The organism is Lentzea aerocolonigenes, assembly GCF_000974445.1.
Lineage (GTDB): Bacteria > Actinomycetota > Actinomycetes > Mycobacteriales > Pseudonocardiaceae > Lentzea > Lentzea aerocolonigenes.
This window is the reverse complement of the sequence record NZ_BBOJ01000016.1, coordinates 185,036-205,097: the sequence shown is the minus strand read 5'-3', so window position 1 is coordinate 205,097 and position 20,062 is coordinate 185,036. Positions and strand designations below refer to the sequence as shown.

The 20,062-nt window shown below is 68.3% G+C and carries 17 protein-coding genes; 9 read left to right on the top strand and 8 right to left on the bottom strand.

Features of this window, described 5'->3' with window-relative positions:
• Positions 1–510: 510 nt before the first annotated feature.
• The 5 genes from sdhC (at position 511) to AOM45_RS29935 (ending at position 7,421) form a co-directional block, all read left to right on the top strand.
• Positions 511–933: a succinate dehydrogenase, cytochrome b556 subunit gene (gene sdhC / locus AOM45_RS29955; RefSeq protein WP_030470768.1), complete on the top strand. Its 423-nt coding sequence runs from the start codon at positions 511–513 to the stop codon at positions 931–933.
• 2 nt (positions 934–935) lie between these two features.
• Positions 936–1,346, top strand: a complete 411-nt coding sequence (locus tag AOM45_RS29950) for a succinate dehydrogenase hydrophobic membrane anchor subunit (protein ID WP_030470769.1) — start codon at positions 936–938, stop codon at positions 1,344–1,346.
• A gap of 22 nt (positions 1,347–1,368) precedes the next feature.
• Complete coding sequence (gene sdhA, locus AOM45_RS29945; protein ID WP_030470770.1) at positions 1,369–3,123, top strand: succinate dehydrogenase flavoprotein subunit; 1,755 nt, start codon at positions 1,369–1,371, stop codon at positions 3,121–3,123.
• Complete coding sequence (locus AOM45_RS29940) at positions 3,123–3,905, top strand: succinate dehydrogenase iron-sulfur subunit (protein ID WP_030470771.1); 783 nt, start codon at positions 3,123–3,125, stop codon at positions 3,903–3,905. Before sdhA ends, AOM45_RS29940 begins: the two co-directional genes overlap by 1 nt.
• A 105-nt stretch (positions 3,906–4,010) precedes the next feature.
• The gene (locus AOM45_RS29935; RefSeq protein ID WP_081902470.1) at positions 4,011–7,421 is read left to right on the top strand and encodes an NB-ARC domain-containing protein; all 3,411 of its coding nucleotides are present in this window, start codon (positions 4,011–4,013) and stop codon (positions 7,419–7,421) included.
• 9 nt (positions 7,422–7,430) lie between these two features.
• On the opposite strand, the gene AOM45_RS29930 is transcribed toward AOM45_RS29935, so the two are convergent.
• Positions 7,431–8,357 (bottom strand): Lrp/AsnC family transcriptional regulator, encoded by a 927-nt coding sequence (locus tag AOM45_RS29930; RefSeq protein ID WP_030470773.1) that lies wholly within the window; start codon positions 8,355–8,357, stop codon positions 7,431–7,433.
• A gap of 70 nt (positions 8,358–8,427) precedes the next feature.
• Here AOM45_RS29930 and AOM45_RS29925 point away from each other — a divergent pair, with 70 nt between their 5' ends.
• A complete protein-coding gene (locus AOM45_RS29925) occupies positions 8,428–9,594 on the top strand; it encodes an MFS transporter (protein WP_030470774.1) in 1,167 nt (388 codons plus the stop codon).
• An 18-nt stretch (positions 9,595–9,612) separates the two neighbouring features.
• Here AOM45_RS29925 and AOM45_RS29920 read toward each other — a convergent pair whose 3' ends face one another.
• Positions 9,613–10,881 carry a D-alanyl-D-alanine carboxypeptidase family protein gene (locus AOM45_RS29920; RefSeq protein ID WP_051784243.1) on the bottom strand — a complete coding sequence of 423 codons (1,269 nt, stop codon included), beginning with the start codon at positions 10,879–10,881 and terminating at the stop codon, positions 9,613–9,615.
• A gap of 61 nt (positions 10,882–10,942) precedes the next feature.
• On the opposite strand from AOM45_RS29920, the gene AOM45_RS29915 reads away from it, so the two are divergent.
• Both AOM45_RS29915 and AOM45_RS29910 read left to right on the top strand, forming a co-directional pair.
• Entirely contained in the window at positions 10,943–11,170 is a 228-nt protein-coding gene (locus AOM45_RS29915) for an SCO4848 family membrane protein (protein WP_030470776.1), read from the top strand.
• 8 nt (positions 11,171–11,178) lie between these two features.
• A complete protein-coding gene (locus tag AOM45_RS29910) occupies positions 11,179–11,529 on the top strand; it encodes a hypothetical protein (protein ID WP_030470777.1) in 351 nt (116 codons plus the stop codon).
• A 144-nt stretch (positions 11,530–11,673) separates the two neighbouring features.
• Here AOM45_RS29910 and AOM45_RS51925 read toward each other — a convergent pair whose 3' ends face one another.
• Positions 11,674–12,180, bottom strand: coding sequence for a hypothetical protein (locus AOM45_RS51925; RefSeq protein WP_162185718.1), 507 nt, complete (start codon positions 12,178–12,180; stop codon positions 11,674–11,676).
• 32 nt (positions 12,181–12,212) lie between these two features.
• On the opposite strand from AOM45_RS51925, the gene AOM45_RS29900 reads away from it, so the two are divergent.
• Positions 12,213–13,127, top strand: coding sequence for a hypothetical protein (locus tag AOM45_RS29900; protein WP_051784244.1), 915 nt, complete (start codon positions 12,213–12,215; stop codon positions 13,125–13,127).
• 274 nt (positions 13,128–13,401) lie between these two features.
• Here AOM45_RS29900 and yhjD read toward each other — a convergent pair whose 3' ends face one another.
• The 5 genes from yhjD to AOM45_RS29880 all read right to left on the bottom strand — a co-directional run bounded on the left by yhjD (position 13,402) and on the right by AOM45_RS29880 (position 20,013).
• The gene (yhjD, locus tag AOM45_RS29895) at positions 13,402–14,388 is read right to left on the bottom strand and encodes an inner membrane protein YhjD (RefSeq protein WP_236703879.1); all 987 of its coding nucleotides are present in this window, start codon (positions 14,386–14,388) and stop codon (positions 13,402–13,404) included.
• A gap of 24 nt (positions 14,389–14,412) precedes the next feature.
• Positions 14,413–15,429 carry a tryptophan--tRNA ligase gene (trpS, locus tag AOM45_RS29890; protein ID WP_030470781.1) on the bottom strand — a complete coding sequence of 339 codons (1,017 nt, stop codon included), beginning with the start codon at positions 15,427–15,429 and terminating at the stop codon, positions 14,413–14,415.
• Positions 15,430–15,456: 27 nt separating this feature from the next.
• Positions 15,457–15,648 carry a hypothetical protein gene (locus AOM45_RS51185; RefSeq protein WP_156094154.1) on the bottom strand — a complete coding sequence of 64 codons (192 nt, stop codon included), beginning with the start codon at positions 15,646–15,648 and terminating at the stop codon, positions 15,457–15,459.
• Between the two features lie 122 nt (positions 15,649–15,770).
• Positions 15,771–18,293, bottom strand: a complete 2,523-nt coding sequence (locus tag AOM45_RS29885; protein WP_030470782.1) for a bifunctional FO biosynthesis protein CofGH — start codon at positions 18,291–18,293, stop codon at positions 15,771–15,773.
• Between the two features lie 61 nt (positions 18,294–18,354).
• The gene (locus tag AOM45_RS29880; protein WP_030470783.1) at positions 18,355–20,013 is read right to left on the bottom strand and encodes a TIGR03767 family metallophosphoesterase; all 1,659 of its coding nucleotides are present in this window, start codon (positions 20,011–20,013) and stop codon (positions 18,355–18,357) included.
• Positions 20,014–20,062: the final 49 nt, after the last annotated feature.

The following is a 20,062-nucleotide window of genomic DNA, read 5'->3' as shown; positions in this document are numbered from 1 at the left end:
AGCACCTACAAAGACCCCTATCGGTTACGCATTCGACGCTTTGGCCGCACCTTTGGTGATCACTCGTGTTCGGCGCGTGGCGAAACGTCCCCTTCGGCCGCTTCCCCGTCACTGATCGTCGTCCAAACGGCCCAGTTCCGCGCGCCGACGACCCGACGTTGAACCGATCGCGCCCTCTCCGCCGTGTACAGGTCGGCAAGTGCCCTTGCCACGACGGCGGCCCGGACCAAGGCGGAGGTCCTGGGCCGCCGTCCTCCATTTCGCGGACGGCACGCGGGGCCCCTTCGTGCGCTCCATGCGAACGAAAGCTCCCCGCGTGCACTTCGGATGTGGCGTGGACCGCATTTCGGGATCGATAAAGACCGCTTGGCCGATCGACAGCGTGTCTCATCGATCACAGAGCGGGTGCGCCTGCTGGGTTGGTTCCAACGTGCGGGACTAGGATTTTCCGGTCATGGTCGGGCAGAACTGTTCACCGACCACCACCACTGACGTTGGAGGCCGCGGCGCATGACCAGCGCAGGCGCACCCGAGCGGTCGGGCACCACCCGAGGGGGTGGGACGCTCTACCGCGGTGATCTGGGCATGTGGTCCTGGGTCGCCCACCGGATCACCGGTGTCCTCACGTTCTTCTTCCTCTTCACCCACGTGCTCGACACCGCACTCGTGCGGGTGTCACCGAACGCGTACGACGCGGTGATCGAGACCTACAAGAACCCGGTCGTGAACCTCTTCGAGGTCGGCCTCGTCGGCGCGGTGCTCTACCACGCGCTGAACGGCATCCGGGTCATGCTGGTCGACTTCTGGGAGAAGGGCGCCAAGTACCAGCGGGTCATGCTCTGGACCGTGCTGGCCGTCTGGGTCGTCGTGATGATCCCCGGCTTCTACTTCATGATGGAGCGCACGATCTCCGACCTGGTTGGGGGTCACTGACCATGTCTCTCGCACTCGACAAGCCCCGCCAGCCGCGCCGCCCCGCGGCCCGCCGCAGCAACGGCGAGCTCTACAGCTGGCTGTTCATGCGCCTCTCCGGCCTCCTGCTCGTGGTCCTGGTCCTGGGCCACCTGTTCATCATGAACATCCTCGACGGCGGTGTTCACAAGATCAACTTCGGCTTCGTCGCCGGCCGCTGGGCGTCGCCCTTCTGGCAGTTCTGGGACCTCGCGATGCTCTGGCTCGCGCAGATCCACGGCGGCAACGGCGTGCGGACGGTCATCAACGACTACGCGCGCAAGGACTCCACCCGGTTCTGGTTGAAGATGCTGCTCTACGTCTCGATGGTGCTGATCGTCTCGCTCGGCACGTTCGTGATCTTCACCTTCGACCCGAACATCTCGTCGAACTGACCCGCGCGGGGAGCCCACCACAATGCAGTTCCACAAGTACGACGTAGTCATCATCGGCGCTGGTGGTGCCGGAATGCGCGCGGCGATCGAGTCCGGCCAGCGCGCCCGCACCGCGGTGCTCACCAAGCTCTACCCCACGCGTTCGCACACCGGCGCGGCCCAGGGCGGCATGTGCGCCGCCCTCGCCAACGTCGAGGAGGACAACTGGGAGTGGCACACCTTCGACACGATCAAGGGCGGCGACTACCTGGTCGACCAGGACGCCGCCGAGATCATGGCGAAGGAGGCCATCGACGCCGTTCTCGACCTCGAGAAGATGGGCCTGCCGTTCAACCGCACGCCCGAGGGCAAGATCGACCAGCGCCGGTTCGGCGGCCACACGCGCAACCACGGTGAAGCCGCCGTGCGCCGCGCCTGCTACGCCGCGGACCGCACCGGTCACATGATCCTGCAGACGCTGTACCAGAACTGCGTCAAGCACGGCATCGAGTTCTTCAACGAGTTCTACGTGCTCGACATCTGCCTCACCGAGACGGAGAACGGTCCGGTCTGCACCGGCGCCGTCGCGTACGAGCTCGCGACCGGCGAGATCCACGTCTTCCAGGCCAAGTCCGTCGTGTTCGCGACCGGTGGTTTCGGCAAGGTCTTCAAGACCACGTCGAACGCCCACACGCTGACCGGCGACGGCATGGGCATCGTCTTCCGCAAGGGCCTTCCCCTGGAGGACATGGAGTTCTACCAGTTCCACCCGACGGGCCTCGCGGGTCTCGGCATCCTGCTGACCGAGGGTGCCCGCGGCGAGGGCGCGATCCTGCGCAACGCCTCGGGTGAGCGGTTCATGGAGCGCTACGCCCCGACCATCAAGGACCTGGCGCCGCGCGACATCGTGGCCCGTTCGATGGCCCTCGAGGTGCTGGAAGGCCGTGGCGCCGGCCCGAACAAGGACTACGTGCTGCTCGACTGCACGCACCTCGGTGCCGAGGTGCTGGAGACGAAGCTGCCGGACATCACCGAGTTCGCGCGGACGTACCTCGCGGTCGACCCGGTCGTCGAGCCCGTCCCGGTGTACCCCACCGCGCACTACGCGATGGGCGGCATCCCGACGAACATCCACGGCGAAGTGCTGCGGGACAACGACAACGTCGTTCCGGGCCTCTACGCCGCCGGTGAGTGCGCGTGCGTCTCGGTGCACGGCGCGAACCGCCTGGGCACGAACTCGTTGCTGGACATCAACGTCTTCGGCCGCCGCGCCGGCATCGCCGCCGCGGAGTACGCGCTGTCCCGCGACGAGCACGTCGAGCTGCCGGAGAACCCGGCCGCGGCCGTCGAGGCCCAGGTCGCGCTGGCGCTGTCGGAGCACGGCCAGGAGCGCGTGGCGGACATCCGCACCGAGCTGCAGGCCACCATGGACGCCAACGCGTCCGTGTACCGCACCGAGGACACGCTGAAGCAGGCGCTGCACGACGTGCAGGCGCTCAAGGAGCGTTACGCCCACATCTCCGTGCAGGACAAGGGCAAGCGCTTCAACACCGACTTGCTGGAGGCCGTCGAGCTCGGCTTCCTGCTGGAGCTGGCAGAGGTCCTGGTCGTCGGCGCCCTGGCGCGCAAGGAGTCCCGCGGCGGTCACGCCCGCGAGGACTACCCGAACCGCGACGACACGAACTTCATGCGGCACAGCATGTTCTACAAGCAGGGCGAGGGTCTTGCCGCGGACATCCGCCTCGACTACAAGCCCGTCACCTTTACCCGGTACAAGCCGATGGAGCGCAAGTACTGATGACCGCCACCGCTGAAACCACTGCTGGCTCGCGCGGCTCCCAGCCGCCGGTTCCGGACGGCGCTGTCACGGTCACCGTCAAGATCCGCCGGTTCAACCCGGAGTTCGACGACGAGCCGCGCTGGGACTCGTTCGACATCCCCGCCCTCCCGTCGGACCGCGTGCTGAACCTCCTCCACTACATCAAGTGGTACGTGGACGGCACGCTGACGTTCCGCCGCTCCTGCGCGCACGGCATCTGCGGTTCCGACGCCATGCGCATCAACGGCGTGAACCGCCTGGCGTGCAAGGTCTTGCTGAAGGACCTGCTGCAGACGGGCGACAAGCAGACCACGATCACCATCGAGCCCATCAAGGGCCTGCCGGTGAACAAGGACCTGCTCGTCGACATGGAGCCCTTCTTCGAGGCGTTCCGCGCGGTCAAGCCGTACCTCGTGACCTACGGCAACGAGCCGACGCGCGAGCGCATCCAGTCGGTCGCCGACCGCGAGCGGTTCGACGACACCACGAAGTGCATCCTGTGCGCCTGCTGCACCACGTCGTGCCCGGTCTACTGGACCGAGGGCTCGTACTTCGGCCCGGCGGCGATCGTGAACGCGCACCGGTTCATCTTCGACTCGCGTGACGAGGGCGCTGAGGAGCGGCTCGACATCCTCAACGACATCGACGGCGTGTGGCGGTGCCGGACGACGTTCAACTGCACCGACGCCTGCCCGCGTGGCATCCAGGTCACCAAGGCGATCCAGGAAGTGAAGCGCGCGCTGCTGTTCAAGCGCGTCTGAGTTCTTCGTTTCGAAGCGCCGCGTTCCGCCAAGGAGCGCGGCGCTTCGCTTTGCGCGTGGTAAGTCTTTCGGACGTACACGACCGGACCCCCTTGTGGAGCCACGTTGACGAAGCAGACATCGGCAGCGGCCGCAGTCACCGTGATCAGCATCGCGGTGGCGATCGTCGTCAACGTGCTGACGTCGGGGTGGAGCTGGACGATCTTCGCGCTGCTGGCGGTGCTGTCCGGCATCTGGATCGCGCTCGCCGTCTGGCAGGCCTCGTCAGGCCGGATCAAGCCTCTCGGCGCACCCGCAGTGCAGTCGGCCAGTGGTGTCGTGGCGCGTCCCGAACTGTCCGGGAAGATCGTCCGGCTGCTGCTGAGCCCCAGGTCGCGCAAGGTCGCCATCACGACGGGGCTCTGGGGAGCCGGCGGGTTCGGCAAGACGACACTCGCCAACGAGGTCTGCCAGAACCCCGAGGTCAAGGCGATGTTCGACAAGAACATCTGGTGGGTCACCGTCGGCCAGGAGATGCGCGGTGCCGCTCTCGCCGACACGATCAACGACGTCATCAAGCGCATCGACGGCCAGAGCCCCGGTCTCACGCGGCCCGAGCAGGCGGGGATGCACCTCGGTGCCCTGCTGAAGGAGCGCGGCAAGTCACTGCTGGTCGTCGACGACGTCTGGACCGCGGAGCAGCTCCGCCCGTTCCTCGACGCGGGACGTGGCTGCACGCTCCTGGTGACGACGAGGTTCTCCGACGTCCTGCCCGGCGACGCGCAGGCCGTCGAGGTCAACCAGATGCTGCCGGACCAGGCGAGTGCGCTGGTCAACAGCGGCATCACCGGACTGCCCGACTCGCTCGGGGACGCCCTGCTCGACATCACCGGGCGGTGGCCGCTCGCCCTCAGCCTGACGAACGCCGCTCTGCGACGTGCGGACCGCGAGGGCGCCGATGTCGTCGAAACCGCGCGAAAGCTGTTGCAACGACTGCAAAAACTCGGCCCGTCCGCACTCGACGTCACCGACAAGGACCGCCGGGACCGGACCGTCGCCGCGACGCTGGAGTCGTCACTGAGCCTGCTCGGCGACCGGCGGGACCGAGTGGTCGAGCTCGCGATCTTCCCCGAGGACACCGACATCCCGCAGGACCTGATCGCGTTGCTCTGGCAGCGCACGGCGGGGCTGTCGTCCGAGGAGACCGACCGGTTGTGCGAGGAGGTCGTCGACCTCTCGCTGGCGACCGGGCGACTCCGGATTCGCCTGCACGACGTCATCCGTTCCTACCTGCGGCACGAGTGCGGGGACGACCGCCTCACCGCGCTGCACAACGCGTTCCTCGACGCGGCCGCCGCGGGCTCTGCCGAGTGGTGGCAGCTTCCTTACGAGCAGGAACACCTGTGGCGCACGCTCGCCTACCACCTCACCGGTGCCCGGCGCACCGAGGAACTGGCCGCACTGGCCGAGGCGCCGGAGTGGATCATCGGCAAGCTGCGCAGGTTCGGCCCCGTCGCGGTCGCCGAGGACGTGGCGCTCGTCGACAGCCCGCACAGCCGTGAACTGACCCGGTTCCTCGACCAGCTCGGCCACACCCTCACGCCGACCGACCCCGAGCACGCCGTGGTCAACGCCCTCGCTCATCGTCTCGTCCAGTACCCGGCGCTCAGCAAGCTGCGCGATGCCGCTTTGACGGCAACGGAGCAGGTACCTCGCCTCGTGCCGAGCTCACCTCTTCCGGACCTGCCCGACCTGGCGTTGAGCAGGGTGCTCGATCACCGCAGCGAGGTGTACGACGCTCTGTTCTCTCCGAACGGAGATTGGCTCGCCACCATCGGAAACGACAACACGATTCGCGTGTGGGACCCGAACAACGGTCGCCTGCTGCAGGTGATCGCCAGCAAACAGCGCCTGTTCGTCCACGGCACTCTCTCATCGAACGGGAAGTGGCTCGCAGTCGAGGGCTCCGCCGCGGAGGTGCACGTTTTCGACACCGAGACGTGGGCGTTGCACGCGACCCTCGACAGCGGAGGCCTGTCGGTGCAGTTCGCCTTCATGGCGGACAACCGCACGCTGGCCACTGCGAACGACCGGAAGCAGCTGACGGTGTGGGACGTGCCCACCAAGGCGAGGCTGCGGCGGTTCAAGGTGCCCAAGGAGATCGATCGCTGCGTCGCGCTGGCAGGCACCACCTTGCTGAGCGTCGACGAGGACGCCATCCACTTGTGGAACGTGGACAACGGAAAGTCCTTTCAGGTTGCCAAAACCACCTCGTGGCGCCAGAGAAGCGTGGTGGTGGATCCAGGTCACCGCTGGGTGATCCTCGTCGGCAGCGAAAGCCTCGCCTTGCACGACCTGACCCAGCCTGACAGTCCTGTACGGATGCTGCGCCATCACGTCGATCTGACCACTGCCGCGATCTCCCCTCGGGGCGACCTGCTCGCCACCGGTGACGAGCACGGCATGATCACCGTCTGGGACGTCGCCACCTGGTGCCCGACGCGGCAGATCGCCGCGCACGGCTCAGAGATCAACTCGTTGGCCTTCTCCCCCGACGGCTCCACGCTCGTCTCGACGAGCGACGACAAAACAGCACGACTGTGGAACCACTCGCTCACGTCGGGGCGAACGCAGCAGGCTGGTGCGTTCTCCTGTGCGGCCTCCACTGATGGCGGCTGGTTCGCGTTCTCGACGCAGAAGAGCACGATCATCTGGCATCTTGCCCGCACAAGGCCCAACACGGAACTGGAGTTCGCCTCGCGGGCCGACGACCTCATCTCGATCCGAGGTGGCAAGCAACTGCTCGTCGACATGCCCAGCGGGATCGTCTTGTGCGACGTGAACAACTGGCACTCCGGACAGACGCTGACGACTCCGGAGGGCTTCGGCCTCAGCTCGATCACCGCCGGCGGACCCTACATCTGCGCGACCAACTACATCAACTGGTACTTGTGGAACATCGACACGTGGGGACCACCGAGACACGTGGTGGTGGACGGAGACTCGATCCGTCTGGCTGATCGCCCGGCACCGGAGCGGCCCCGCCGTTCCCTGCCGCTCCTGAGAAGGACGTTTCCGCCGGAGATTCTCGGTGCGAGCGTCGCACCGTCCGGAGATCTGCTCGCGGTGGGCTTCAACACCGAACTCTTCGTGCTCTCCACGGCCTCGGGCGAACTCATCACCACGATTGCGGTGGGCGGCTCTCCGGAGGGAGCGGTGTTCTCGCCGGACGGCCGCAGACTTCTCCTCGGCGTCGGCGACCGGATCCAGGTGTGGGACACCGAGACCTGGACCCGCGAAGCCGATTTCGGCGGCTTCAGCCCGCACAACGTCGAAGTTGCGTGGACGCCTGACAGCTCACTGGTCGCTCTGGTGTCGGAAGACCAGGTCGTGCGGATCTACGACAGTTCCGGCTGGGAGTGCCTCACCTCCTTTCGTCTCGACGGCAAGGCAGCCGACTGCGCCTGGCTCAGCGACACCGAACTGGCGGTGGTCGGCGGGAACGGCGTCTACACGTTCGACTTCCGCCGCGGGTGATCTTGCGTTTCACCCGGCCCGTTTCACGGTGCGGATGACCGGCGCGGTCTCCATCCGCTCGATGCCCTCGATCGTCGCGACCCGTTCGGTCAGGTAGGTGTAGAGCGCGTCGATGTCGCGGCACACGACCTTCGCGAGCACGTTCGCCGGACCGGTCGTGATCGCCGCCAGCGCGACTTCCTGCTGGCGCGCCAGAGCTTCCGCGACGGCCACGAGCCGCTGGGGCCGCACGGACATCCACAGCACCGCCATCGCCGTGAAGCCGAGGGCGACCGGGTCCACGTCGACGTCGAAGTAGAGGACTCCGGCGGCACGCAGGTGGGCGACCCTGCGGCGCACGGTCGGTTCGGACCACCCGGTGGCCGTGGCGAGGTCGGCGAACGTCGTGCGGCCGTCCTGGCGCAGCGCGGTCATCAGGCGTTCGTCCACTTCGGCCTCCGTGCGTTCGAAGGACGGCGTGAGCTCGGCGATCTGGGTCGCGGTCAGCACACTCGCGCGGCCCGCCCAGCCGACCGGACCGCCGACGAACGACCGCAGCAGGCAGTGCGCGGACACCGACACGACCTTCGGTGTCTTCGGAAGTTGTTGCAGCAGCAGGGCTTCCGGCGCGTTGGCGGCCCGGATGACACAGGAGATCTCGGTGCCGCCGGAGGTGAGCTGCACCCACGACGTGTCCGGGCGCCGCGCCAACACCTGCGCCACCTTCAGTGCCGCGTCCGGCGTGCAGCCCAGTCGCAGGAACCACTCGACCTGGCCGACCTTCCGCGCGTCGACCATGCCGACGACCCGGAGCGCGCCGCTCTCCTTGAGCTTGCGGTAGCGCCTGGCCACGGTCTGCGGTGACGTGCCGAGCACCGCCGCGACGTGGTTGAACTGGGCGCGGCCGTCGATGTGCAACGCGTGCAGCACGGCTCGGTCGAGATCGTCGAGGGTCACGGATGGCAGTATCCGTCAACTATCGCGATGTTCGCGGATGTTCTGGTCGCGAATACCTAGCTTCGCGTACATGACACAGCTCTACCGCCGGCGCTGGCCGGCCCTCTGCGCCTTGCTGCTCGCCGAGGCGATGAACCTGTTCGACAGCACGGTGATGCCGATCGCGGCGCCCGCCGCCCGCGCCGACCACCCGATGAGCGACACCGCGCTGCAGTGGCTCACCAACGGCTACACGCTGCCGTTCGGGCTGCTCCTGATCGCGGGCGGGCGGCTCGGAGACGTCTTCGGGCGCCGCCGGGTGTTCGTGATCGGGATGCTCGTTTTCGTGCTGTGCTCGGTGTTGTGCGCGTGGGCGCCGCACGTGGCGGTGCTGCTGACGGCGCGGGTGGTGCAGGGCGCCTCGGCCGCGCTGATCATCCCGCAGACGTTCGGCCTGATCCGCGCGATGTTCGCCGAGGACGAGGTGGCCAGGGCGCTGGGGACGATCGGGCCGGTCATGGCGCTGTCGGCGTTGTGCGGGCCGGTGGCAGGCGGTCTGCTGACCGACGCCGCGGGCTGGCGGTCGGTGTTCCTGGTCAACGTGCCGCTCGGACTGGCCGTGCTGGCGGTGGCACCGTTGATCCGCGAAGACCGCGCTCCGGGCAGGCCCCGGTTGGGCGGACTGTTGCGCGGCAGGGTGTTTCCCGCGTCGCTGGCCGGGTCGCTGCTCTTCTTCGCGGTGATGAACGGCCTGGTGTTCGTGCTCGTGCTGTTCCTCCAGCTGCGCGAAGGCAAGACGCCGACCGGTGCCGCTGTGACGCTGCTGCCGTGGTCTGCGGGACTCGCGCTCGGTTCGTGGATCGCGGGATCCGTGCTCGTGCCGAGGTTCGGGAACCGGGTGATGCGCCTCGGCCTCGTTCTGGTGCTGGCCGGTCTGGCGGGGATCGCGGTGTCGTTCACGGCGGTGCCGTTGCTGGTCGCGGGGTTCGGCCTCGGGGTGTTCACCGTGCCGTTCTTCGGCAACGCGCTGTCCGTCGCGGCGCCGGAGGAGACCGGGTGGGCTTCGGGGCTGCTGAACGCGGTGCAGCAGCTCGGCGCGACGGCCGGGGTGGCGTTGCTGGGCGCGGTGTTCTTCCGGTTCGGCACGTCCGCGGCGGTGCTGGCGTCGATGGTGCTGATCGCCGGTGTCCTCGCGCTCACCGCCGTGATGGTCCCGGAACGCGAACGAGCCCCCAGCGTTGGTGCTGGAGGCTCGTAGCGTGCCCTTCGTGGCGGCTCAGACGCCCTGTGCCGCCTGTGCGGCCTGACGGCGTGCCCGTGCCGCCTTGGCCCGCTTGTTGCGGATGTAGAGGAACACACCGGCGAGCAGGCCGATGCCCGCCACCGCCGTGATCGGAAGGCCGACGGTGCCGAACGCCGTCGGCGTCGGGCGGCCCGTGCGGGAGTCGACGGCGGCCACGTCGTCCTGCTTGTCGTCGTTGCTCTGGGTGGGGACGACGTTCGGCTTCGGCTGCGGGGCGCCGTCCACGAGCTTGCCGACACCGCCGGGACCCATGGCGAAGCCGTAGTCGAGCAGCTTCGCGGCCTGGGCGGTGATGTGCGTGGGCTGCACCTGGCCGCGCAGCAGGACGACGACGAGGCGGCGGCCGTTGCGTTCGGCGGCGCCCACGTACGTGTGCTGCGAGTCGTCGGTGAAGCCGGTCTTGCCGCCGATCGCGCCCTGGTAGTTCGCGAGCAGGCGGTTGTCGTTCGTCAGCATGATCGTGCCGCCGTTGCGGCCGGGGAACTGCGCCTGCTGCAGTTTGATCGTCTGCGCGAACTCCTCGTACTTCATCGCGCCGCGGAAGATCAGGCCGACGTCGTAGGCGGAGGTGCTGGTGCCGGGGGCGTCCAGGCCGGACGGGGTGACGGCGCGGGTGTCGAGGGCGCCGAGCTCCTTGGCCATGGCGTTCATCTTGCGCAGCGCGTTCGGCACGCCGCCGAGCTGACGGGCCAGCGTGTGCGCCACGTCGTTGCCCGAGGTGAGCAGCAGGCCCTGCAGCAGCTGACGGACCGTGTACTGGCCGCCGTCCTTGAGGCCCACGCAGGTGCACTCCTGCTGCGTGTCCTCGGCGGAGGCGGTGACGACGAGGTCGCCGCGCAGCTCCTTGGCGACCACCATCGCGAGCAGAACCTTGATGACGCTCGCCGGGCGCTGACGGCCGTGCGGGTCGTACGCGGCGATGACGGCGCCGCTGTCCATGTCCGCGAGGAGCCACGAGGCCGCGGTGATGCCGCTCGGCGGCTGGGCCGAGTTCGGCGGGAGGATCAGGCCGCACTCGCCGAGCCGGTCGCCACCGACGGGCTTGTCCGGCACCTCGAGCGGGGTCGGCGCCTTCTGACCGGGCGCGGGCTGCTCCGACGTGTCCACCGGGGGCGGCGGGGTCTCGCGGTTAGCGCACTGCGCCGAGCCGGCGGCCTGCTGTGCGGTGCCGGTCGGTGCGGCGAACGCGGCTGTGGCCGTTGCTAGGACCAGGGCGACGATGAGCCGTTGGGTGAAGGGCACGGCTCCAGGCTATCCACCCCCGTTTAGCGGCTTGCACGCACCACGTCCGATACTGGTCGCTGTGAAGCTCTCGCGCCCGATGTCACTCTTTCTGGTGGCTTTCGGAGTGTGGTCGTGGGTGATCTGGCCCACGTTCCTGAAGAACATCTGGAAGGACCCCCGTTCGTTCAACGACGGGCCCACCGCTTTCTTCACGGTGCACCTGGTGCTCGTGATCGCCTCGCTCGTGTTCGGCACCGTCATCGGGGTGCTGGGCGCGCGAGGCTTCCTGGCCACTCGACGTCGATAGGAAACGTTGTGGAGTTCGTACGTCTGCTGCTGGTGTTCCTGCACCTGCTGGGCATGGGCATGCTCGTCGCGATGATCATGCTGCAGGCCAAGGCCGGCAAGGACGCGCCGGTCAACAAGGGCTGGTTGCACGGTGCGGCTCTGCAGCTGCTCACCGGCGTGGCGCTGGTCGGCATCGACCCGCTGGTCGACTCGGTGAAGTACGACCACATCAAGATCGGCGTGAAGCTGCTGGTCGTCGTGGCCATCGCCGCCGTGGTCGCGATCAATGTCAACAAGCCGAAGGCGCCGTCCTGGCTGCTGCCGACCGCGGCGTCACTCGTCGTGCTGAACGCGGGGATCGCGGTCTTCTGGACCTGATCGAGGGACATTACGTCCACGCGTGGGTGACGTGTGCGCGCCGCACGCGCGACGTGCGGTATCTCGGCGCAACGATCGTGCCATGTCACGTATCGCCTACATCGGTGTGCTCACCGCGGGCGCGGTGTTGACCGTCGTCGGACTCTACGGTGCGGGCCCGGAGGCTGCGGCCTCCGGCGACGACCGGGTCTGCGCCGCCGCGTGGTGCCCGAAAGTACGTCCTGGATGGCGCTCACCAGAGGCAAGAGGTGAGCCCACCACGACGACGAAGCCGACCACCACCACGTCGACGACCACCACCACGTGCACGGAGCCGTCGACCACCACGTCGAAGTCGACGACGTCCACGGAGTCGACGACGTCCACGACGTCCTCCACGACTTCGTCGACGACCACGTACACACGTCCGAGCACCACGACGGTTTCGACGACCACGTCGACGCCCTCGACCTCGACGAAGCCGTCGACGACAACGCCTCCGGTCAGGACGACCCCGCCGGTCGCGAAGCCTCCGCGCCACCAGGACAACCGCCTGGCCAACACGGGCGCCTCGATCGGCTGGCTGGCGGCGCTCGGCGGCCTGCTCGCCGCAGCGGGTGTGCTCCTGCTGCTGATCGACCGCAAGAGGCTCGCCCGGCGCTGAGCCGTCAAAAACTGTCGGTGGCACTCGTCACACTGTCGACATGCGAATCGAACAACTGCGCGAACGCAGCGATCTCGGTGTCATCAGCACCACCGCCCTGAAGTCGCTGGGGGTGACGAACCCCTGGCCGAAGTGCCGCCCGGGCGGGCCGTGGCAGCGCATGCACGCAGGTGTCGTGCTGCTGCACAACGGCCCGCCCACGCGCGACCAACAGGTCACCGCGGCCCTGCTGCGCGCAGGCCCGGACGCCGTGCTGACCGGCGCAGAAGCCTGCCGCCGCCACGGCCTACCGGCCCGCGGTTCCGAAATCCACGTCCTGGTGCCCGGTTCCGCGCGCGGCAGCGGCACCCTGATCGTCGAACGCGCCTCACCGATGCCCCGCTCGACCACCATCGACGGCTTCCCGGTGGTCTTCCCAGCCAGAGCGGTGGTCGACGCGTGCCGGCAGATGCGTTCGGCGGACGAGGCCACGACGCTCGTGGCCGCAGCCATCCAAAAGGGCCGCTGCACCCCCGTAAGCCTCCGCGAGGAGGCCCTCACCAACCGCTACGGCGCCAAACTCGTCCGCACAGTCCTCAAAGAGCTCGACCGCGCGGAGTCCGTGGCGGAACGCGACGCCCGCAAGCTCTCCCGCCGAATCCGCCTGACCACACCGCACTGGAACGTCCAGCTCGCCGACGCCACGGGCCGGCTCATCGGCAGACCGGACGCCTGGTTCGACGACGTGGGCCTGGCCTGGGAGATCGACTCGAGGGCGTTCCACTACGGCCCGCGCGACTACGAACACACGCTCCTGCGCAACACCCGCTACGCAGCCGCAGGAATCCTGGTCGTGCAGACGCTGCCAACCCGCCTGCGAGACCAGCCGGACGCGGTGGCGGCGGAGCTGAGGAACGCACACCGGGCGGCAGCCGCGCGGCCGAGGCTGGCGGTGCACATCGTGGAGCCGCCGTGAGGTGGTGAGAGCGGGCGGCAGGTGGGAGACGACTAGCGGGCGGCGGGCGGCTGGGAGGTGGCGACGGACGGCAGGCGGGCGGGCGGCAACTCGGCTGGCAGGCAGGTGGCGACGGCTCGGCAGGCGGCACGCGGCAGGCCAGCGAGCGGCTGGCGGCGGATGGCAAGCCCGTCGGTGGCTCACTCAGGCAGCAGATGAGCCGCCAGGAGCACGGTGGCTACCAGGGAGACCTCAGGCCCGAACCACCGAGCCGCGCCATCCCGGCCCCAGCGGTCTACCTCCTACGCCACCTCAACCCCAGCAACGCCCCCATCACAGCCCCAACCCCCAACATCAACGACGGCGCAGGCCCCGACCGCACCGACACCACCGGCGAAATCACCGCGGGCGGCGGCGCAGCCACCACCTCCGGCTCCCGGTTCTCCTTCGCCGTAGCCGTCCAGGCGGTGATGAACAGCAAGAACTGCGCCACCAGGTTCGCGAACACCAGCACACCGATCACCGACCCGAACGCGGCGGAGGTCGGCGACGACGTCACGAACGACAGGAAGATCGTGGCGGCCTGCTTCAGCACCTCGAACCCGATGGCCGCCGCCAGAGCTCCGCGCAGCGCGCTGCGCCAGCCCACGGGCTTGCGCGGCAGCCGGGCGAGCACCCAGAGGAACACCATCCAGTTCGCCAGCAGCGAGAGGAGGATCGACGCGATCTTCACCAGCGCCCGCGCCCAGCCGGCGTCCTCCAGGCCCAGCCACACCAGCACGTGGTCCGCGAAACCCGAGCCCAGGGCGGTGATGCCGAAGGACAGCACGATCGCGAGTCCGAGACCGATGAGCGCCAGGAGGTCGCGCCACAACGTGCCGAGGAACGGCAGGTTCTCCTTGGCGTGGCCCCACTGCGCGGTCAGGGCGTCGCGGAGGTTGCCCATCCAGCCGAGGCCCGAGTAGGCGGCGCCCAGCAGGCCGATGATGCCGACCGTGCCCTTGGAGTCCAGGGCGGTGTTCACGGCCTCGTTGATCTGCTTGCTGAGGTTCTCGTCCGGCACGGCCTCCGCGATCGCCGTGCGCAGTTCGGCCAGCAGGTCCGGCTGGGACTGCAGCACGAAACCGGCGACCGCGAACCCGATCATCAGGATCGGCACCAGAGACAGGATGCTGAAGTACGTCACCGCCGCCGCGTAGTGGGTGCCGTACCTCTCGGTGTAGCGCTCGTACGCCAGCATGACGTGGTCGAGCCACGCGTACTTCCGCCGCCACTTGTCCACGGTCAGGACGCTAGTGCAAGTGCACTACTCGGGCAGAACAAACCCGATCTTCTCGTACGACCGGCGCAACGTGACCGACGCGACCTCGCGGGCGCGCTCGGCGCCGCGGGCCAGGATCTTGTCGAGGGACGCCAGGTCGTCGAGGTACGTGCGGACGCGTTCCTGGACCGGCGTGACCCACTCGGTGAAGACCTCGCCGAGGTCCTTCTTGAGGTCGCCGTAGCCCTTGCCGTCGTAGTCGGAGACCAGCGAGTCCACGGAACGGCCGGTCAGGGCCGAGTAGATCGTCAGCAGGTTCGAGACGCCCGGCTTGTTCTCGACGTCGAAGATGATCTCGCGGCCCGTGTCCGTGACGGCCGAGCGGATCTTCTTCGCCGACCGCTTCGGGTCCTCCAGCAGCTCCACGACGCCGCCGGGCACCGACTTGCTCATCTTCGCCGTCGGGTCCTGCAGGTCGAAGATCTTGGCGGTGTCCTTGACGATGTACGCCTCCGGCAGGCGGAACGTCTTGCCGTAGCGCGAGTTGAACCGCGTCGCGAGGTCGCGGGTCAGCTCCAGGTGCTGGCGCTGGTCCTCGCCGACCGGCACGTAGTGCGCCTGGTACAGCAGGATGTCCGCGGCCTGCAGGATCGGGTAGGTGAACAGGCCGACGCCGACGGACTGCTCCTGGCGTGCGGACTTGTCCTTGAACTGCGTCATCCGGGACGCCTCGCCGAAGCCGGTCATGCACTGCATGAGCCAGCCGAGCTGGGCGTGCTCCGGGACGTGCGACTGCACGAACAGCGTCGCGCGGTCGGGGTCGATGCCCAGCGCGAGCAGCTGAGCTGCCGAGACGCGCGTGTTGTGGCGCAGTTCCTTCGGGTTCTGCTCCACGGTGATCGCGTGCAGGTCGACGACGCAGTAGAACGCGTCGTGGTCCTCCTGCAGGGCCACCCACTGCCGCACCGCACCCAGGTAGTTCCCGAGGTGGAACGAGCCCGCCGTCGGCTGGATGCCGGACAGGACACGAGGACGGCTGGTGGGTGCGCTCTCCGTGGACACGAACGAAATCTTCTCAGACCAGGTGGATCAGTTCTGCGCGGTGTCCTGCTGAACCAGGTCGATGCGCTGGTTCGCCGCCGGGACGACCGCCGGCTTGCGCCGCTTGACCAGGCCGTACACCAGACCACCCACACCCGCCGTGACCGCGATCAGACCCACGGGACCAGCAGCGGTACCGGTCATGCTGCTCTCAACCGCAGCGCTCAGTACCAGACTCATGCCGTGCACTTGCCGAGCCTCCCCAAGGCACAGACCCACCCCGGAAGGGTGAACCTTGCTGACTGATTGGCCGCCAAGCTACCGATCACCGGTAGCGTCGATGCGCCGAATCAGACTATCGGTCACTGATGATCGGTTCGCACTCGCCCATATGTCGTAGTCCGCTGACGGGCGTTACGCCCTGCAAGCGAAGCCAGGGTCTCAAGCTCACGCACAGTACGCGCCGACCCGTGTTCGGACCCTGCCATGCGACTGATGGTCTCCTCCATCAACGTGCCGCCGATGTCGTTCGCACCGCCGTTGAGGATCTCCGCGGTGCCCTCGTCGCCGAGCTTGACCCACGAGCACTGGATGTTGTCGATCCGCCCGTGCAGCGCCAACCGTGCGAACGCGTGCACGGCGCGGTTGTCGCGGCGGCTGGGGCCGGGACGGGCGACTCCTGCCAGGTAGATCGGGGCGTTGCGGTGCACGAACGGCAGCGCGACGAACTCGGTGAGACCGCCGGTCTGGTCCTGCAACCTGGCCAGCACGCGCAGGTGCGTGAGCCAGTGGCCGGGGTGGTCGACGTGGCCGTACATCATCGTCGACGAAGAGCGAATGCCCAGGTCGTGGGCGGTGCTGACGACGTCGAGCCAGGTCGCGGTCGGGAGCTTGCCCTTGGTCAGCACCCACCGCACGTCGTCGTCGAGGATCTCGGCCGCGGTGCCGGGGATGGTGTCGAGGCCGGCTTCCTTGAGCTCGGTGAGCCACTCGCGCACGCTCACGCCGGCCTTCGCGGCGGCGGAGACGATCTCCATCGGGCTGAACGCGTGGACGTGCATCTGCGGCAGACGCTTCTTGATCGCGCGCACGACGTCCGCGTAGTAGGTGACCGGCAGCTTGGGGTCGATGCCGCCCTGCATGCAGACCTCGGTGGCGCCGGAGTCCCACGCCTCCTGCGCGCGGTCGGCGACCTCTTCGGCGCTCAACCTGAACGCGTCCGCGTCCCGTTCACGTTGAGCGAAGGCGCAGAAGCGGCAGCCGACGTAGCATACGTTCGAGAAGTTGATGTTCCGGTTGACGACGTACGTGACGTCGTCGCCGACCACCTCGCGCCGCAGGTCGTCGGCGAGGCGCGTCATCTCCTCCAGCGCGTCGCCGTCGGCGGTGAGCAGCGCCATCGCGGCGTCGGTGTCGTCGAGCAACGCGGCCGGGTCGTTCGCCGCGATCTTCAGTCCACGTTGGACGTCTTCGGAAAGCCGTTGCGGCGCAACGGGAATCTTCAGCTCGTCCCAGTCGCCGTAGACCTCGTCGAAGTCGCCGCGGCGATCGCTCGTGCGACCCTCGGTGTCGATCGCGGTGTTCAGGTCGGCGCGCCCGAACGTGTCGAGCCCGCCGTCGGGTTCCTGCCACTCGCGGCCGACCACGGGAGCGTCCGGGTTCGCGAGGCCGCTTTCCAGTGCCAGCGCGGAAACGTGGGCGGTGAGCCGCGTGTCGATCCACTGGCCCGCCGCCGCGCGCACGTAGCGCGGGTAGACGTTCAGCCTCTCCTGCAACGAGAATCCGGCTTCGCGCGTGATGTCCACGAGCCGATCGACCTGGGGCCACGGCTTCTCGGGGTTCACGTGGTCCGGCGTGATCGGCGAGACGCCGCCCCAGTCGTCGACGCCCGCGCGCAGCATGAGGCCGAACTCCTCGCCGACCAGGTTCGGCGGCGCCTGCACGCTCACGGTCGACGGCATCACCAGGCGTGCCACGGCGATCGTCGCCGCGAGCTCGGTCAGGTCGGCGTCGGGCATGCCGCGCATCGCCGTGTCCGGCTTGGCGCGGAAGTTCTGGATGATCACTTCCTGGATGTGCCCGTACTGCTTGGCGACCTGACGCATCGCGAGCAACGACTCGGCGCGCTCGGTGAGGTTCTCGCCGATGCCGATCAGGATTCCGGTGGTGAACGGGACGTTCACGCGTCCGGCGTCGGTCAGCACCCGAAGGCGGACAGCGGGATCCTTGTCGGGGCTGCCGTAGTGCGGGCCGCCCTTCTCGCTCCACAGCCGCTCGGCCGTGGTCTCCAGCATCATCCCCATGCTGGACGCGACGGGGCGCAGCCGCGTCAGCTCCTCCCAGCTCAGCACGCCGGGGTTGAGGTGCGGCAGCAGACCCGTCTCCTCGAGCACCGCGATGGCGCTGGCCCGCACGTAGTCCAAAGTGGACTCGTAACCACGTGCGTCCAGCCACTCCCTCGCGGCGGGCCAGCGGTCCTCCGGCCGGTCGCCGAGCGTGAAGAGCGCTTCCTTGCACCCCTGCTCGGCACCCGCGCGGGCGATCGCCAGCACCTCGTCGCGTTCGAGGAACGCGGCGGGCACCTTGTGCGGCACGGTCGCGAACGTGCAGTAGTGACACCGGTCCCGGCACAGCCTGGTCAGCGGGATGAACACCGACCGGCTGTACGTGACCACCCCGGGCCGCCCTTCGGCGAGCAGGTGCGCGTCCCGCACCTTGCCGGCCGCGGTCAGCAACGCGTCCAGGTCCTCCCCGCGCGCGTGCAGCAGCACAGCGGCCTCAGTCGCGTCGAGGACGGCACCGTCAGCTGCCCGGCGCAGTGCACGCCGCATGGCCGCCGCGCTCGGACGGGGCTGCGGTGGGGTTAGCGAGATGTCCACTGCCACGTCAACGACCTTAGGCCGCCGAAATTCCTGATCAGTTGTGATGAGCTGTGGGACATCCCACTCATCGCACGGTGACCAGCAGTTCCGTGTTGCGGTCGAGCGGCGTGCCCAGCGGGTTCGTCCGCGAGTGGATGTCGTTGTAGGTGAACTCCCGGCAGAGGCTCGCGAGGCCGGAGTCGCTGCGGTCGTCGTAGTCGGCCTGGTACGGCGCGTCGGCCTCGAGCAGCGTCGTGAACAGCGACAACGTGCCGTCCCCGTTGTCCGCGACCTCGATGACGCGGGCGTGCTGCGGGTAGTCGACGTGCGCGGCGGTGTTGATCTCCCAGAAGCTCCTGCCCGGCGTCTCGTGCCGGTGCGGCGTGATCACGTTGCGGTGCGTGTGCCCGTTGACCCACGCCAGCACGTTCGGGAACCGGTGCAACAGGTTCACGAGCGCGTCGCCGTTCATGCGCGGTTCGAGCGGACGGCGCCGGTCCGGCAGGACGTTGCCCATCGTCTTGCTGGTGTGGTGGCTGAACAGCACGAACAGCTCGTCGGTGACGTTCTGCCGTTGCGGCAGTCCCAGCCAGTCGTAGTAGAGCGAGCTGTTCCGCCTGAGGGTTTTCTCGATCCAATTGAGCTGATGCAGCCCGATCGACCCCTCGGAGAACCCCGCGAGGTTCGTGGTGTCCATGCTGATGCCGGTGACACCAGGCGCCATCCGGAACGTGTAGAAGACGTCGACGCCGTCCGCGTTGGCCTCCGTGTAACCGTGCCCGCCCGACGGCAGATGCTTGCGCACGAACTCACCGGTGTCGAACAACCGTCGCCGTGCATCAGGCGTAACGGTCCGGACGACGCCGCCGCCAGCGAGGATCGCCAACGCCTCAGGAACCGCCTTGGGGTCGTTGAACGCCTGCGCCACCTTCGCGTTCTGCACGGGATCCCCGAACCCGACGATCTTCTTGCGCCCGGTGTACCAGCTGTCGAGCAACCCGTCCGGCAGCGCGCCGACCACGCTGTCGTCGTGGTTGCCGATGGTGGAGTACCAGGGGATGTTCAGGCCGGGACTGGTGAACTCCCTGACCGCCGCGTCGAGCAGTCCGTCGAGCCGCGGAAAGCCCTTGGCCTTGTAGTCGTCCACGCCCGCGAGGTCCGGTTGCCAGAACGCGCTGATGCCGGAGTTCTGCACGCCCTCGTACCGCACGTCGCCGGTGTTGGGCGTGATCCGGCCGCCGTTGAGAATCGTGAGGAACCAGTCGAGCTCGACGTTCTCGTGGTTGTCCGTGTTGTCGCCGGTGGTCATGAGGAAGTCGAAAGGCCGCCCGGTCAGCGGACCCGTCCGCACGGCGTTGACCCGCCGGACGAGCGACGTCGACCCCTGCGCCGTGAGCGCCTCCTGCGGCCGGTGCGCGCTGGAGCCCATGATCGGATGCAGGTACTCGAACCGCAGCGGGCTCTGGGCGTCGCAGATGTGCATGTCGCTGAACTGCACGAAGCTGACCAGCGCCCGCCGCCTGGCTTCCCGCCCGGCCTTGGCCTGGACGAAGTCGTTGCGGATCACGGTCGGCCAGCCCGGCCCCGCCGCCAGCCTGCGGTAACCGCTCGTGCCGACCGGTGTGGCCGTGGCTTCGAGCGTGGTGCCCGCGGTGGAGGCAATCGCTTGCGTGTCTAGGAGCGGCACGCCTGCCGCTGTGGCGCCCATCGCGAGCAGGAACGAACGCCGAGTGAAGCCCGCCATGAGCCGCCCCCTTGATCTGACCGATGGTGAATCGTGTTCAGATTCGGGG

Coding starts and splice junctions, on each gene's coding strand:
- AOM45_RS29940 (WP_030470771.1), top strand. CDS start 3,123: ATGACCGCCACCGCTGAAACCACTGCTGGCTCGCGCGGCTCCCAGCCG.
- sdhA (WP_030470770.1), top strand. CDS start 1,369: ATGCAGTTCCACAAGTACGACGTAGTCATCATCGGCGCTGGTGGTGCC.
- AOM45_RS29880 (WP_030470783.1), bottom strand. CDS start 20,013: ATGGCGGGCTTCACTCGGCGTTCGTTCCTGCTCGCGATGGGCGCCACA.
- AOM45_RS29900 (WP_051784244.1), top strand. CDS start 12,213: ATGCGAATCGAACAACTGCGCGAACGCAGCGATCTCGGTGTCATCAGC.
- AOM45_RS29950 (WP_030470769.1), top strand. CDS start 936: ATGTCTCTCGCACTCGACAAGCCCCGCCAGCCGCGCCGCCCCGCGGCC.
- AOM45_RS51185 (WP_156094154.1), bottom strand. CDS start 15,648: ATGAGTCTGGTACTGAGCGCTGCGGTTGAGAGCAGCATGACCGGTACC.
- AOM45_RS29925 (WP_030470774.1), top strand. CDS start 8,428: ATGACACAGCTCTACCGCCGGCGCTGGCCGGCCCTCTGCGCCTTGCTG.
- sdhC (WP_030470768.1), top strand. CDS start 511: ATGACCAGCGCAGGCGCACCCGAGCGGTCGGGCACCACCCGAGGGGGT.